This window comes from Burkholderia sp. LFS061, assembly GCF_047978125.1.
In the GTDB taxonomy this organism is placed as follows: Bacteria; Pseudomonadota; Gammaproteobacteria; order Burkholderiales; family Burkholderiaceae; genus Burkholderia; species Burkholderia pyrrocinia_C.
Window position 1 is genome coordinate 71,860 of sequence record NZ_JBFPFS010000023.1, and the last position, 14,068, is coordinate 85,927.

12 protein-coding genes are annotated in these 14,068 nt (G+C 64.7%); 7 read left to right on the forward strand and 5 right to left on the reverse strand.

All coding sequences use genetic code 11. The features are described from left to right. The first annotated feature begins 174 nt into the window (after positions 1-174). The 3 genes from ACNQQL_RS20725 (at position 175) to ACNQQL_RS20735 (ending at position 5,488) form a co-directional block, all read left to right on the forward strand. Positions 175-1,488 carry an EAL and HDOD domain-containing protein gene (locus ACNQQL_RS20725; protein WP_347065315.1) on the forward strand — a complete coding sequence of 438 codons (1,314 nt, stop codon included), beginning with the start codon at positions 175-177 and terminating at the stop codon, positions 1,486-1,488. Positions 1,489-1,849: 361 nt separating this feature from the next. Then, positions 1,850-4,363: an EAL domain-containing protein gene (locus tag ACNQQL_RS20730; protein WP_347065316.1), complete on the forward strand. Its 2,514-nt coding sequence runs from the start codon at positions 1,850-1,852 to the stop codon at positions 4,361-4,363. A 177-nt stretch (positions 4,364-4,540) separates the two neighbouring features. Next, positions 4,541-5,488: a GlxA family transcriptional regulator gene (locus ACNQQL_RS20735; RefSeq protein ID WP_072438529.1), complete on the forward strand. Its 948-nt coding sequence runs from the start codon at positions 4,541-4,543 to the stop codon at positions 5,486-5,488. Between the two features lie 55 nt (positions 5,489-5,543). Here ACNQQL_RS20735 and ACNQQL_RS20740 read toward each other — a convergent pair whose 3' ends face one another. From ACNQQL_RS20740 to ACNQQL_RS20750, 3 genes are all read right to left on the reverse strand, one after another. Continuing rightward, a complete protein-coding gene (locus ACNQQL_RS20740; protein WP_347065317.1) occupies positions 5,544-6,026 on the reverse strand; it encodes a YybH family protein in 483 nt (160 codons plus the stop codon). Between the two features lie 126 nt (positions 6,027-6,152). Next, complete coding sequence (locus ACNQQL_RS20745) at positions 6,153-7,007, reverse strand: DJ-1/PfpI family protein (protein WP_204422302.1); 855 nt, start codon at positions 7,005-7,007, stop codon at positions 6,153-6,155. A gap of 150 nt (positions 7,008-7,157) precedes the next feature. Further along, entirely contained in the window at positions 7,158-7,904 is a 747-nt protein-coding gene (locus ACNQQL_RS20750) for an SDR family oxidoreductase (protein WP_347065318.1), read from the reverse strand. A gap of 351 nt (positions 7,905-8,255) precedes the next feature. Here ACNQQL_RS20750 and ACNQQL_RS20755 point away from each other — a divergent pair, with 351 nt between their 5' ends. Then, on the forward strand, positions 8,256-9,464 hold the full coding sequence (locus ACNQQL_RS20755) for an MFS transporter (RefSeq protein WP_347065319.1): 1,209 nt from the start codon (positions 8,256-8,258) through the stop codon (positions 9,462-9,464). A 26-nt stretch (positions 9,465-9,490) separates the two neighbouring features. Here the strand turns inward: ACNQQL_RS20755 and ACNQQL_RS20760 are convergent, their stop codons facing one another. Next, positions 9,491-10,909: a heavy metal sensor histidine kinase gene (locus ACNQQL_RS20760; protein WP_347065320.1), complete on the reverse strand. Its 1,419-nt coding sequence runs from the start codon at positions 10,907-10,909 to the stop codon at positions 9,491-9,493. Next, complete coding sequence (locus ACNQQL_RS20765; protein WP_347065321.1) at positions 10,906-11,577, reverse strand: heavy metal response regulator transcription factor; 672 nt, start codon at positions 11,575-11,577, stop codon at positions 10,906-10,908. The genes ACNQQL_RS20760 and ACNQQL_RS20765 overlap by 4 nt, the downstream gene beginning before the upstream one ends. Before the next feature lie 267 nt (positions 11,578-11,844). Between ACNQQL_RS20765 and ACNQQL_RS20770 the strand changes: the two genes are divergently transcribed. The 3 genes from ACNQQL_RS20770 (at position 11,845) to ACNQQL_RS20780 (ending at position 14,067) form a co-directional block, all read left to right on the forward strand. Beyond that, entirely contained in the window at positions 11,845-12,201 is a 357-nt protein-coding gene (locus ACNQQL_RS20770) for a hypothetical protein (RefSeq protein ID WP_347065322.1), read from the forward strand. Positions 12,202-12,289: 88 nt separating this feature from the next. Further along, the gene (locus ACNQQL_RS20775; RefSeq protein WP_072438334.1) at positions 12,290-12,586 is read left to right on the forward strand and encodes a hypothetical protein; all 297 of its coding nucleotides are present in this window, start codon (positions 12,290-12,292) and stop codon (positions 12,584-12,586) included. Beyond that, positions 12,583-14,067, forward strand: a complete 1,485-nt coding sequence (locus tag ACNQQL_RS20780; protein WP_347065323.1) for a TolC family protein — start codon at positions 12,583-12,585, stop codon at positions 14,065-14,067. The genes ACNQQL_RS20775 and ACNQQL_RS20780 overlap by 4 nt, the downstream gene beginning before the upstream one ends. Position 14,068 lies beyond the last annotated feature (1 nt).

A 14,068-nucleotide genomic window follows, 5' to 3' on the forward strand; every position in this document is an offset into this window, starting at 1 on the left:
GCGCGGGTCGGCGCCGGCTCGGACGGTTATCATGCGTCTTCGTGAGCGTTGAAGATGCCGGAGACGACGCCAGTCATCAGCGCAACGAACTCCCCGGATGCGACGGATACCCGCTTGGCATCCGCGAGACCTCAACTCAAAGGGAATCGTTCAAGATTGAATACAAGAGCACCGTTGCCCGGCCCCGCCGACGATCAACCGACGTCGGACAGCAAAGCCGCCACACCGGAATACGTCTACCTCGGGCGGCAGCCGATTCTGGACCGCAGCGGAGTATTGAACGCATTCGAACTGCTGTTCCGCTCCGGGACAGCCAATTTCGCCCGAATCACGGATGACGCTGCTGCCACTGCGCAGGTCATCGAGAGACTCATCGGCGATATTGGCCTCAACACTGCACTGGGCGATCGCACCGGCTATGTGAACGTCGACCGGACGGTGCTGATGTCCGACATCGTCCGGTTGTTGCCGCGTGAACGCTTCGTGCTCGAAATCCTCGAAACCGTGACGTTCGACGAGGCGCTCTGCAGGCGCTGTAACGAACTGCGGCGCGCGGGCTACCGGCTCGCGCTGGATGATGTTTCTCGGGTTTCCCCGCGCCTGTTCGAGTTTCTGCCTTACGTCGATATCGTCAAGATCGATTTTCTCGCATGCCCGCGCGAACACCTTGCCGAGCTGATCGACGCCGTCAGGCAGCACGGGAAGGTTTCGATCGCCGAGAAAGTCGAGACACCGGAGGACCATGGTGCCGCCATGCGCGCCGGCTTCGAACTGTTTCAGGGCTACTACTTTGCGAAGCCGCAGGTGCTGACATCGCGGCGCATCAAACCATCGCGCGACGCGCTGCTGCGGCTGCTCGTGCTTCTGGGCGGCGAACCGGAGATTGTCGAACTCGAAGCCGAACTCAAGCGGATTCCGAACCTCGTCATTCAACTTCTGATGCTGCTCAATTCGAGCGCGGTCGGGCTTAGCCAGGCAGTTTCATCGCTGCGTGAGGCGATCATGCTGGTCGGCACGCGGCAAATCGCGCGCTGGGCACAGTTGCTCCTGTTTGCAGACGAACGTCTGGACGCGCTGCGCTCCGATCCGCTGGCGCAGCTGTGCGGCACGCGTGCGCGATTCATGGAACTTGCCGCTGGCCGGCTGCGGCCCGATGACGATCGGTTTGCCGAGACCGCGTTCATTGCGGGCGTGTTCTCACTGGTTCATGTGCTGTTCGGCAGCACGATCGAGGACGTCGTGACTACGACGCCGATTCACGCCGATATCCGGCGGGCACTGCTCGAACGGCATGGCGAGCTGGGTCTGCTATTGAACGCCAGTGAGGCAGCCGAATCGGGGGAGTTCAACGCAATCCGCGCAGCGTGCAATGAATTGCCGATCTTCACCCCCAACGACCTGACCATGCTCTGGCTTGCTGCCGCTGCCTGGTACGACGATCAGGTGCGTGGGCTGCCCGCACACCGCCCGCAGCGAGCCTCGCAATAAGGGGGGCGATGGCCGCACCGTCGATCTCACCCTGCACGCAGCCGCTCGACTTGCCGCCGCGCGACCCGGATGTCGTCGTGGCACTCAACTCTTGTCCGAATCTGCCGTTAACTCAGGGCGGAGGGCAGTGCTCCGGCGTGTGGATTCGCCGGACAAGGGGGCGTCGACCGTGGTCTCGGGGTCAAAGTGCCGCGCTCGTCGCCACGACGCCTCAAGCGATGGGTCAATTCCCCGTTTGCGAGTTCGATGAGTACGCAACCATTCGAGGCAAGTGAGGTCGTAACTTGCCTGCCGCCGCGGGCGAGCCCGAAGGTTGCCGGATCGACGTGCGCCGGCGAGGATTTTTCGTCTTGGTTAGAGAATGTATCCGAACAGCTACGATGTTCCGATTGCGCGCCTCGTCGCGCGTCAGATTCTGTCCTGCGCGCCCGCCACGCCGGTGCGGGAGGTCGCGCGACGCATGTTCGCCGAACGTTGCAGCTCGATCGTCGTGATGCAGGATGAACAGGTCGTCGGGATCTGGACCGAGCATGATGCACTGTCGGCCGGCGACGATCCGCGCGAACTCGATAGGCCGGTCTGCGAGGTGATGAGTCGTCCGGTACTGACGCTCGAGGCCGATACGCCGCTGGGTGAAGCCGCGATGAAGTTCAAGCAGTCGGGCGTGCGGCACTTCGTGGTGGTCCGGGATGGCGCCGCGATCGGCGTGCTGACGCAGACCGACGTCGTCGTGAACCAGGGGCCGGAATTTTTCCTGCACCTGAAGCCGATCGAATCGATCTGCGTCCATCCGCCCGTTGTGGTGCCCGAGCAGGTCGCACTGCACGAAGTCATTGCGCGGATGCGCGCGCAACGGCTCGATGCGATCCTCGTCGGCTACGACGACGGCGAGCATGGCATCCTGACCGAACGGGACATCGTCCGGCTCTTGGCAGACGGCGGGGCCCAAGGCGTGGTCGGGGCCTATGCGAGCAAGCCGCTGCAGATGCTGACCGCCAAGCAGAGCCTGTATGCGGCGCAGCGCTTCATGACCGAGCACAATATGCGGCATGTCGGCATCCAGGATGACGATGGCAGGCTGACCGGGCTGCTCTGTTTCGCGGACGTGCTGCAGAGCATCGAGCACGAATACGCGAACGAGCTGCGCAGCGCCTTGCGCGAGCGCGACGAAGCGCTTGGCCTCGCGCGCTTCAACCTGCGCATGGCGGACCGCGTGTTCGAATCGGCACTCGAAGGCATCATGGTGACCGACCGGCACGCGAAGATCGAGCGCGTCAACCAGGCCTTCACGCGCCTGACCGGGTACACCGAGGACGAAGTGATCGGGCGCAACCCGGGCTTGCTGAGTTCCGGGCGCCAGACGCCCGATTTCTACAAGCAGCTGTGGCATTCGCTGACGACCGATGGCCACTGGCAAGGCGAAATCTGGAATCGCCGCAAGACCGGCGAGCTGTTTCTCGAATACCTGACGATCACCAGCATTCGCGACAGCGAAGGCGAGATCTCCCACTACGCGGCGATCTTTTCCGACATCACGCAGCGGCGCCAGGCGGAGGAGCGGCTGGGCTATCTCGCCACGCACGACGTGCTCACCAATCTCGCGAACCGGATGCTGTTCGAGGAGCGGCTCTCGCACGCGATCGTCCACGCGAAGCGTCTCGGTCGCAAGGTCGCGGTGATGTACCTCGATCTCGACCGCTTCAAGCTGGTCAACGATACGCTCGGCCACAACGCCGGCGACGAGGTGCTGAAGATGGTCGCGGAGCGCATCGTCGCGAAAGTGCGCGCGAACGACACGGTGGCGCGCATGGGCGGTGACGAATTCGCGCTCGTGCTCGAGGAGGTCGACGATGTCCGCGACGTCGGGCGAGTTGCGCGCAAGCTGCTGGACGAAGTGGGGCGGGCGATCGATATCGGCGATCGCGAGATCTTCGTGACGCCGAGCATCGGCATCAGCATCTATCCGGACGACGGCACCGAGGCGGAGGACTTGATCCTGCTCGCGGACCAGGCGATGTACGGCGCGAAGAGCCGTGGCAGGAACGTGTTCCAGTTCTTCGAGAGCAAGATGACGTCGTCGGCGATCGAGCAGCTGGAGACGCTCGGCGAGTTGCACCGCGCGCTCGAGCAGAATGAATTCCGCCTGTTCTACCAGCCGCAATACGATCTGGCCAGCGGCCGGATCGTCGGCGTGGAGGCGCTGCTGCGCTGGTTGCATCCACGCAGGGGCCTCGTGCCGCCGGGCGATTTCATCGGGCTGGCGGAGCGGTCCGCGCTGATCGTCCCGATCGGCAGGTGGGTGCTGCACGAAGCCTGCCGGCAGGCGCGCCGCTGGCTCGACGAAGGCTTCGAGTTCGGGCGTGTGTCGGTGAACGTGTCGGCACGGCAGTGTTTTACCGACCACTTCCTCAGCGACCTGACGACCATTCTCAGCGAAACCGCATTGCCGGCCGAATGCCTGCAGCTCGAGTTGCTCGAAAGCATGGCGATGAACACTCGCGAGGAAATGGGCATCCTGCTGCGCGAACTGGCGACGCGGGGGATCAGCCTGGCGATCGACGATTTCGGTACGGGCTATTCGTCGCTGGTGTATCTGAAGGATCTGCCCGTCGATACGCTGAAGATCGATCAGTCGTTCCTCGCGGACTGCGGTTCGGGCAGCACGGACGACGCGATCGTGCGAGCGATCGTTGCGATGGGGCGCGCGCTGGGGCTCGATGTCGTGATGGAGGGCGTCGAGACGGCAAAGCAGCTGGCCTTCCTGCAGGAGATCGGTTGCCACCAGGGACAGGGTTTCCTGTTCGCACGGCCGCAGCCCGCCGACCAGCTGGCCGGCATCTCGTCGCGCCGCGGTGCTGAATTGCTGGCAGAGTGAGCCGGTCGCGGGGCGTGCCGCGGCGCGTAATCGATCGAAGTCGTTACCGTTCCAATGACACTTCAGCTGGTGGGTGAGGGGCAAATGACGTTTTTCCGTCATTTCCGCCTGCATGGCGCGATTTGAGGGATGTCCGTAAAATACGCCTTCTCAGGGTATTCGGCCAACGACTCCGTCATGCATCGAATCGGGTTTTTTGTTTGCAGTGGCTACGACGCTCTCGATCTTGGGGGGCCACTGTCGGCTTTTAATCAGGTGGCCACAGCCGCCGGCCATACTCCGTACGATCTTCATGTCATCTCGGAGTCTGGAGGCCCGGTACGTGGCAATACCGGTCTTTCGATCGAGACCAAGCCGGTCGGAAGGCGCATGTTTGACACGGTCGTTTTCGTGGGCGGCGATATCAGCCCGATGCAGACACCGGGGAACATCGCCGCTGCCAGGAAATTGTGCGCCAGGGCGTCGCGGGTGGCGAGCGTGTGTACGGGAGCGTTTCTGCTTGCGGAAACCGGCTTGCTGGACGGCTTGAGAGCAACCACGCACTGGCGGTACGCTGCGCTGTTGCAGTCCCGCTTCCCTCGCGCCCGGGTCGAGGGCGATAGCATCTATATCGTAGACGGCCGCATCTGGACGTCGGCGGGCATTGCCTCCGGAATTGACCTGGCGCTCGGCTTGATCGAAAGAGATATGGGTGCGGAAGTCGCGCGCGCTGTTTCCAGGCTTCTGGTTGTTCCGTACCGTCGACCGGGCGGGCAGTCCCAATTCTCCGCCATGTCGCAAATGGAGCCTGAATCGGATCGTATCCGCATCGCGCTGAACTTCGCGAGAGAACATCTGGCCGAAGCGCTACCCGTGGAACGACTCGCCGATGCGGCAAGATTGAGTCCGAGGCAGTTCGGACGAGCGTTTCGTCGGGAAACCGGGGAAACGCCCGCCAAGGCGGTCGAACGTTTGCGCGTCGAAGCTGCGAGGCTGCGCCTGCAGGACGGTAGTGAACCCATCGAACAAATTGCTCTGGCCGTGGGATTCACTGATCCGGAACGCATGCGGAGGGCCTTTATCAAACTGTATGGCCACCCTCCACAGGCGATCCGGCGCGAGAGCAGATTGAACAGTGCGCGCTGATCGAGCGCCGGGCTATTGGCGCTCGCGGTACGTGACTACCTGGATCGCGGGGCGCTCAATGGCCATCGGACTTCCGGGCAGCGTAATCATTCCAGATGTCGCGATGCAATTTCCACGCGCCGCCCTCCTTCAGAAAGAGGAGGACCTGCTTACCGCGGTATTTGAGGTTTCCAACATGGTCGCGGATTTCCGCATCCGAAACCTCCGTCACGGTCCGGTCGTTACCGTAGAACTCGTAATTGCTGAACGATACGGTGTCGGGTTTTGCCCCGGCATACCCGTTGGCGAAGTGCGCGGCAATCGCGCTGCCCCCCGTCACCCTGTCGCCGCCGGGCGGCAGGAGTGCGCCGTCTTTCGTATACAGACGGCCTATCGCGTCGTAGTCCCCTCGCGCAAAGGCATCCGCCCATCGCGCGTTCTCGGCTTTGATGGCCGCTTCGGTTTGAGGTTGCGGGCCGCCGGCAATGGCTGGCGCCGCAAACGCGAAAAAGGTAGAGCAGGCTGCAAGGGCTGCAGTAAAACGACGAATCTGTTGCATTTCAGGATTTCCGATCAGGGTTTGAATCGAAGGGCCTGCGCCAGCTTGGGCAGGTGAGGCAAGCGATGTCGGCCGCGGCTTCATCGAAACGCGTGCAAGTCCTCGCAGACATTGACCGCGTGCATCTCAGCGAACGCCAGGGATTCGTGCGAGCCCCCTGGATGCACCAGGCAGTTCCTTGTCGACCATCGCGATGAGTTCCGGCCGTGCGTCTCTGGGATGACCGGAATGGAACGGCGGAGCGGGATCGTATTCGATCACGAGTTGCGTGAATTCGGCGGCCTGCCGACCGCGCAGCTTCTCTGCGACGCGAAGGGCGAAATCGATGCCCGCCGTCACGCCGCCGCCGCTCATGAAGCGGCCGTTGTCGTCTTCCACGAACCGATCCGGCACGGGGATCGCGCCATATTCGGACAGCTTGTTGACGAAGGCCCAATGGCAGGCGCTTCGCTTGCCCTTGAGAATGCCCGTCGCAGCAAGCACCAGCGATCCGTTGCAAACCGACGTTACATGTTTGGCGCTTTCCGCCAGACGCCGGATCTGCGCTTGATACTCGGGCCGCATCGGCGCCGTCAAATCGGACCCGCCGGGCACCAGAATCAGGTCCGTCTTTTCGATATCGGCCAGTCGTTCGGTCTTGCCATACACGACCCCGAATTCGAGGGTCACGTTACCCCCATTGAGGCTCGCATAGCGAACGTTCGTGTTCGGCAGCCGGTGGAAAATTTCGCTGGGGCCGGCGAAGTCGAGAAGCGTCCCGCCGTCGTAATTGACAATCAAAATGTTGAGCGGGTCATCCGGAGCAAGTTCTCCGTTGCTGGCGGCCCGCGCGAGAGCAGGCGTGGTGTGGCCAAGCAGGGCTCCGCCACCCAGCACGGCGCCCAGCGTGGCGATGCTGCCGAGCTTGAGAATATCGCGGCGCGAGCGGCCTGCTCCGGTGAGTGCCTTTCCGTAGGCATTCTTTTCGCTACTGTCGGTCAAGATCATTTCTCCTTGCGCTTCGGCCCCTCCGTGCGCAACAGGGTTGGGGCCGGATTGAAAACCACCACGACACGCATGCGGGTGGACGTGTGATCAAGGTGTGGACGAGCCGGAAGAACGTGCAGGGCTCTTGAATCAGAAAGCGCAGGCTTAAAGCTGCGAGGCGCCGCCATCGACAACCAGCTCGCTGCCGACAACGTAGGAGGATTCGTCGCTGGCGAGATAGAGCGCCGCGTAGGCAATGTCCTCTGCCTTTCCCAGATGGCCGACCGGTATGGTCTTCGCGAACTCGCTTTTGAAGTTGCGGACATCCTCGTCCGACATCCCCCACTTGCTGAGCAGGGGCGTGTCCGTGCCGCCAGGCGCGATCGCGTTGAACCGGATCTTGCGATCGAGAAACTCGTAGGACCAGCTACGGGCAAGCGATCGCACGGCGGCCTTCGCCGCCGCGGTCAACGAGATGCCATGCTTGCCGGTCTGGGCGACGAACGACGTGTTGAGGATGACTGAGGAACCCTCTCGCAAGTCCGGCAGCACCGCTTGAAGCGTGAACACCACGCCCTTGACGTTGATGTCCATGATCTCGCTGTAGAGGTGGTCGTCGATGTCGTTGACCGCGGACGGGAAAGCCCAACCAGCGTTGGCGAACACGACATCCAGCCCGCCGAACTGCTCTTTTACCTCTGCGGCAATCGCTCGCATGTCCTCGATCGAACGTACATCGCCCTTGAGAACCAACGCATTCTCGCCAAGCTCGGCCTTCACGCGCTCGAACACTGCATCGTCGCGACCGGTAACCGCAACTCGGGCGCCTTCTGCAATGAAAAGCCTGGCGGTCGCGAGACCGATGCCGCTGGTACCGCCCGTAATCAAAGCTGACTTGTTCTTGAGCCTCATCTTCCGTTCCTTTCTTTGCTCGAGATTGGCCAAACCGGACGCACAACGCGCAATCGCGCTTATGCTCGTGTTCCGGCTTGATACCTGTGCAAATTATGGAACCCGACTCGAATGGCTCAAAGGTCGTATAACCCTCAAAATGCGTCATTCAATTCAACCTGATGACGAACCCCCACCTTGGGGTGTTTACTGGCGGCCGTGCGCAACAATGCCGGGCCAGGTGGCTGATCCGAAAACCAAGCGAAGCCTCTGACTCTCTATTAACGTCGACGCGTCCGTGTGCCGTGCGTCACCGGCCCGCAGTAGTATCGGGGGTGTCCCGTGTCAGGATTCCCGAATCGAGAGCGACCCATGCAGACCGAATCGTCGACCGGCATTCTTCGTCAAATTCCGCGCAGCGTCTGGGTGCTGGGCTGCGTCAGCCTGTTGATGGACGTATCGTCGGAGATCATCCACAGCCTGTTGCCGATGTTCCTGATGGCGGGGCTCGGCGCGAGCGCGACCGCGATCGGTGTCATCGAGGGGATCGCCGAGGCGACGGCGCCGGTCGTCAAGGTGTTCTCCGGCACGTTGAGCGACTATCTGCGCAATCGCAAGTGGCTGGCGGTCGCCGGATACGGGCTCGGCGCGCTCAGCAAGCCGCTGTTCGCCATCGCGCCGACGATCGGCGTCGTGGTGACGGCGCGGATCGTCGACCGGATCGGCAAGGGAATCCGGGGTGCTCCGCGCGACGCGCTCGTGGCCGACGTCACGCCGGTCCACCTGCGCGGCGCCGCGTACGGGCTGCGACAGGCGCTCGACACGGTGGGTGCGTTTCTCGGGCCGCTGCTGGCCGTTGCCATCATGCTGATGTGGCGCGACGACTTCCGCCTAGCCTTCTGGCTGGCCGTGATCCCGGGCATGCTGGCCGTGGCGCTGCTCGCGTTCGGTATCGAAGAGCCGGCGCGCGCACCGGGCGACAAGCGCGTCAACCCGATCCGCCGCGACGTCGTGAAGCAACTCGGCGGGCGCTACTGGTGGGTCGTCGCCGTCGGTGCCGTGTTCGCGCTGGCCCGCTTCAGCGAGGCTTTCCTGGTGCTGCGAGCGATGGGCAGCGGTGTACCCGTCGCGCTCGTTCCGCTCGTGATGGTGGCGATGAACGTCGTGTACGCGTTGTCGGCCTATCCGTTCGGCAAGCTCGCCGACACGACGAGCCACACGAAGCTGATGGTGGCCGGACTCGTCATGCTGGTCGCAGCCGATCTCGTGCTCGCGCACGGCACGCACTGGGGAACCGTACTCGTCGGCGTGGCGCTGTGGGGGCTCCATATGGGGATGACGCAAGGGTTGCTCGCCACGATGGTCGCGCAAGCCGCGCCGTCCGAATTGAGAGGCACGGCGTTCGGCGTTTTCAATCTGCTCAGCGGCGTCGTGACGCTCGCATCGAGCGTCGTCGCCGGCATCCTGTGGGACAGCGTGGGCGCCGCAGCCACGTTCTACGCGGGGGCGGTGTTCAGCGCGGCGACCATCGTGCTGCTCGTGTGCCTGCGCGGATCGTTCGGCGCCGCGCAGGCCCGGTGATTGCGAGCCGGCAGCGAACGGCCAAACTAACTATCGGTGCCGCGCGGAAAGTAAAGCGCGAACGTCGTGCGTCCGTCGCTGCTTGCGACCTCGACCTTGCCGCGATGCAGTTCCATGATCGACTTGACGATCGCGAGCCCGAGCCCCGCGTTTCGCGCCGCACCGTGCCGCGACGAATCGATGCGGTAGAAGCGCTCGAAGATCCGGTCGACCTGTTCGGGCGGAATCGCGGCACCGCGATTCGTGACCTCGACGACCGCGTAACCGGCCTGCACGGAAACGGCCAGCTCGATCGTCGACGCGGCTTGCGCATGTTCGAGCGCGTTCGACGCGAGGTTGCTGACCGCACGCCGGAATAGCGTTGCGTCAGCAACGACCGGCGCATTGCCGCGCACGTCGATGCGCACGCCGGCCTCGTCGGCCAGTGCCTGGAAATACGACGCGAGCCTGCGCAGTTCGCTGCCCGCGTCGAGTTCTGCGGTTTTCAGGTGCTGCCGCGCATTGTCGGTGCGCGCGAGAAACAGCATGTTCTCGATCATCCGCTGCAGCCGTTCGCATTCCTCGATATTCGAATCGATCAGCGCTTCGTATTCTTCGGTCGTGCGTGCGCGCGACAGCGTGATCTGCGACGAGCTGATCACGTTGGCGAGCGGCGTGCGCATGTCGTGCGCGAGATCGGACGAGAACTGCGACAGTCGCACGAACGCGCGTTCGAGACGGTCGAGCATCCGGTTGACCGAGGTCGCGAGCTCGCGCAGCTCGACCGGGCCGCCGCGCGCGTCGAGGCGCGCGTTAAGGTTGTGCGCCTCGATGAGCGACGTCTGCCGGCCGAGGCTCTCGACCGGGCGCAGGCCGCGCGACGCGACCGCATAACCGAGCGCGCCGACCAGCAGCGCGCCGACGGCGGCCGCGAGCCAGATGTCGACGCGATAGCTTTCGAGCAGTGACTGGCGATCCGTCGCCGTGCGTGCGAGCGCGACCTGGATCGCCTCGCCGGACGGCAGCGTGGCGCGTGCATAGACGCAGCGCGACGCACCGATGCCGGGCGGCGAGCAGGTGAACGGGTCGCCGGGTTTACCGGTTCCGCTGGCCGTATGCGGCGCGGCGATCACCGTGGCGAGCGTATTGCCGGCTTCGTCGGTGTGCTCGACGAGCGGACGGTTCTGCCCGTCGTAGATGCCGAGATAGACGCCCGGATGCGACAGCAGCACCTCGTGGAACACGGCCGGATCGGCGCGCAGCGCGGCTGTCGATCCGCTCGCGTGCGCGAGCTGCAGGAACTGGTTGAGCTTGCCGGAGATCTCGATGTCGTCGCGCCGCGTCAGTTCGGCGGACAAAGAACGATAGAGGTACGCGCCGGTCAGCGCGAACACGAGCGCTGCGACGACGGCGAACGCGAGCGTCAGGCGCCGCAGCAGCGAATACGAAGCCGGGCTCGCGGTCACGGACGATCCTCGAGCACGTAACCCATGCCGCGGATCGTATGGATCAGCTTCTTGTCGTAAGCATTGTCGATCTTCGCGCGCAGCCGCTTGATCGCCGCATCGACGACGTTCGTGTCGCTGTCGAAATTCATGTCCCAGATCTGCGACGTGATGAAGGTGCGCGTCAGGACTTCGCCCTCGCGTTCCGCGAGCAGTTGCAGCAGCGCGAATTCCTGCGCGGTCAGGTCGATGCGGTGGTCGGCGCGCCGCACGCGACGCTTGATCAGGTCGACTTCGAGATCGGCCACATTCAGGATGTCGCGCACGTTGCGCGGCGCGCGGCGCAGCAGCGAGCGGATGCGTGCGAGGAACTCGGCATACGCGAACGGCTTGAGCAGGTAGTCGTCGGCGCCCAGTTCGAGGCCGGCGACCTTGTCCTCGATCGCCTCGCGGGCCGTGAGCAGCAGCACGGGCGTCTGCTTTTGCGCGCGCAGCCGCCGAAGCACTTCGAAGCCGTCCATCTCCGGCAGCATCACGTCGAGCACGACGAGATCGAAATCCTCGTGCAGCGCGAGGAACAGCCCGTCCTTGCCGTTCTCCGCGATGTCGACCGTGTAGCTCGCCTCCATCAGCCCTTTCCGGAGGTACGACGCCATCTTGGGTTCGTCTTCGACTATCAGTATCCGCATGGTGAGGCAGGCTGTCCGTGGTTCCAGCCGGTCAGTGTAACGCCTGAGCTTACGGCGCCGAGCGTGCGCGAAAGATGACCGCCGGATGACGGAAATTTCATGAAGTGCTTACTCGCCGCTTCGCCCGCGTTTCATGAAAATCCTGTCATGTTTCGACCATGTCGTCGTCACGGCGGCGGCGATAAGCTGCAGCCGTGTTGTCCCCGGAGCGCGCCGTCGCGGCGCTGCGCCGGCCGATCCGATCGTTGCCTGCCTGATTCCGTTTCCATGTCGTACTGGCGCAAATTCATCCTCGTCGTGCTGCTGGCGTTGAGCCTGCCGATCCAGTCGTTCGCGACTGTTTCGATGCAGTGCGCGGGCGCTGCGGTGCCGCATGCGGAAGAGGCGCCGCACACGATGTCGACCGAGCAGGGCGCGCGGGGGAACCACGGGGATCACGAAAGCCACGCGGCGTCGTGTGCCGCCTGTGTGTCCTGCTGCTTCGGCACGGGCATGTCGGGTGTGCGAGCGGTGCCGGCTGCGGCGGACGCCAGGATCGCGATCGCGTCGTATCCGCCTTCGGCCGTCGTCGTGTCGTTCCTGACCGGCGGCATCGAGCGGCCGCCTCGCCGGACTCCCGTCTAGTCCCTGCCCGCGGCCGACCGGCCGCGACCCGCAATCCATTCCGCCGGCTGCACGCCAGCCGCCGGACGACTCACGACGAGACTCATTCATGCGATTGATCACTGCGGCGCTGTTGAGCGCGGCGGCCATCGTGCCGTCGCTCGCGCCTGCGCAACCCCCGCTTCCCGATCCGGCGGACGCCGCCGCGACGGTGCCGGACGTCACCGTGACGTCCGCGTTCGACGGCTACCGGCCGTATCGCGACGACGAAGGCCCGGGCTGGAAGCAGCTGAACCGGGACGTAATGGAGCGGCCCGCGAAGGGGCGCACGACCGGCGCCGCGAAGCCCGGCGACCCGGCGGGCAACGGCGGCGCCCATTCGATGCATGGAGGGGCCGCGCGATGAAGAACCTGTCGATATCGCCGCGAATCGTCGCGGCTGCGGTCGCGCTGGCATTCCTCGCGGGCTGCACGACGTTTTCGAAGGACGGCGGCTTCGGCGCCGTGTCGTCCACCGCGTCGGAACGGGTCGGAAAAGACGCCGTCGTCGTCCGCACCGATGCCGACCGCGAAGCGGTCGACCAGCGGACCCGGGAATTGCTCGCGAAGCCGCTGTCGATGGACGACGCGGTTCAGGTCGCGCTGCTGAACAATCGCGGCCTGCAGGCGTCGTACGCGGAGCTCGGGCTGTCGGAGGCCGACCTCGTGCAGGCCGGCCGGCTGCCGAACCCGCGCTTCTCGTTCAGCCGCACGCGCGCCGGCGACGGCGAGCTGAGCCTCGGCCGCACGTTCTCGGCGAACGTGTTCGCGCTGCTGACGATGCCGTTCGCGACGAACATCGAGCGCCGCCGTTTCGAACAGACCAAGCTCGAAACGGCCGACGCGATGCTGAAGGCGGCGGCCGACGCGCGCCGTGCGTATGTCGAGGCCGTCGCCGCCGAGCAGGCCGCGAACTATGCGCAGCAGGTGCGCGATGCCGCGAGCGCGGCCGCCGAACTCGCACAGCGCATGCGGCAGGCCGGCAACTTCAGCCGGCTCGATTACGCGCGCGAACAGGCGTTCCATGCCGACGCGGTCGCGCAGCACGCGAAGGTGCGCCAGCAGGCCGTGGCCGCGCGCGAGAAGCTCACGCGTGCGATGGGGCTGTGGGGCGAGCGCGCGCAGTACGCGCTGCCCGACCGTTTGCCCGACCTGCCGAACGCGCGCCCGGACCTGCCCGATCTCGAACGCTTCGCGATGAGCAACCGCCTCGATATCCAGGCCGCGAAGCTGCAGACGCAGGGCGTCGCGTCGTCGCTCGGCCTCAGCAAGGCCACGCGCTTCGTCAACGCGGTCGATCTCGGCTACGTGAACAACTACGAGACCGGCAAGGGCCACGAGCACGGCTACGAGATCAGCGTCGAGATTCCGCTGTTCGACTGGGGCGGCGCGAAGGTCGCGCGGGCCGAGGCCGTCTACATGCAGTCGGCGAACCGGCTCGCGAAGACGGCCATCGACGCGCGCTCCGAAGTGCGCGAGTCGTACGCGGCATACGTGACGAGCTACGACGTCGCGAAGCACTATCGCGACGAAGTCGTGCCGCTGCGCAAGACGATCTCGGACGAACTGCTGCTGCGCTACAACGGGATGCTCGCGAGCGTGTTCGAGCTGCTGGCCGATGCGCGCGAGCAGGTCGGCGCGGTGAACGGCTACATCGATTCGCTGAAGGACTACTGGCTTGCCGAAACCGATCTGCAGATGGCCGTCGGCGGCCGGCTGCCGACTTCGGGCCCCGCGCCGCGCGCGGCGGTTTCCGCCGAACCCGAACCCGACGCCGACGCTGCGCCGCAGCCGGCTTCCTCACCCGCGGCGCAACCGGCGCCTACAACGCATCCTGAAGGTCATTGAC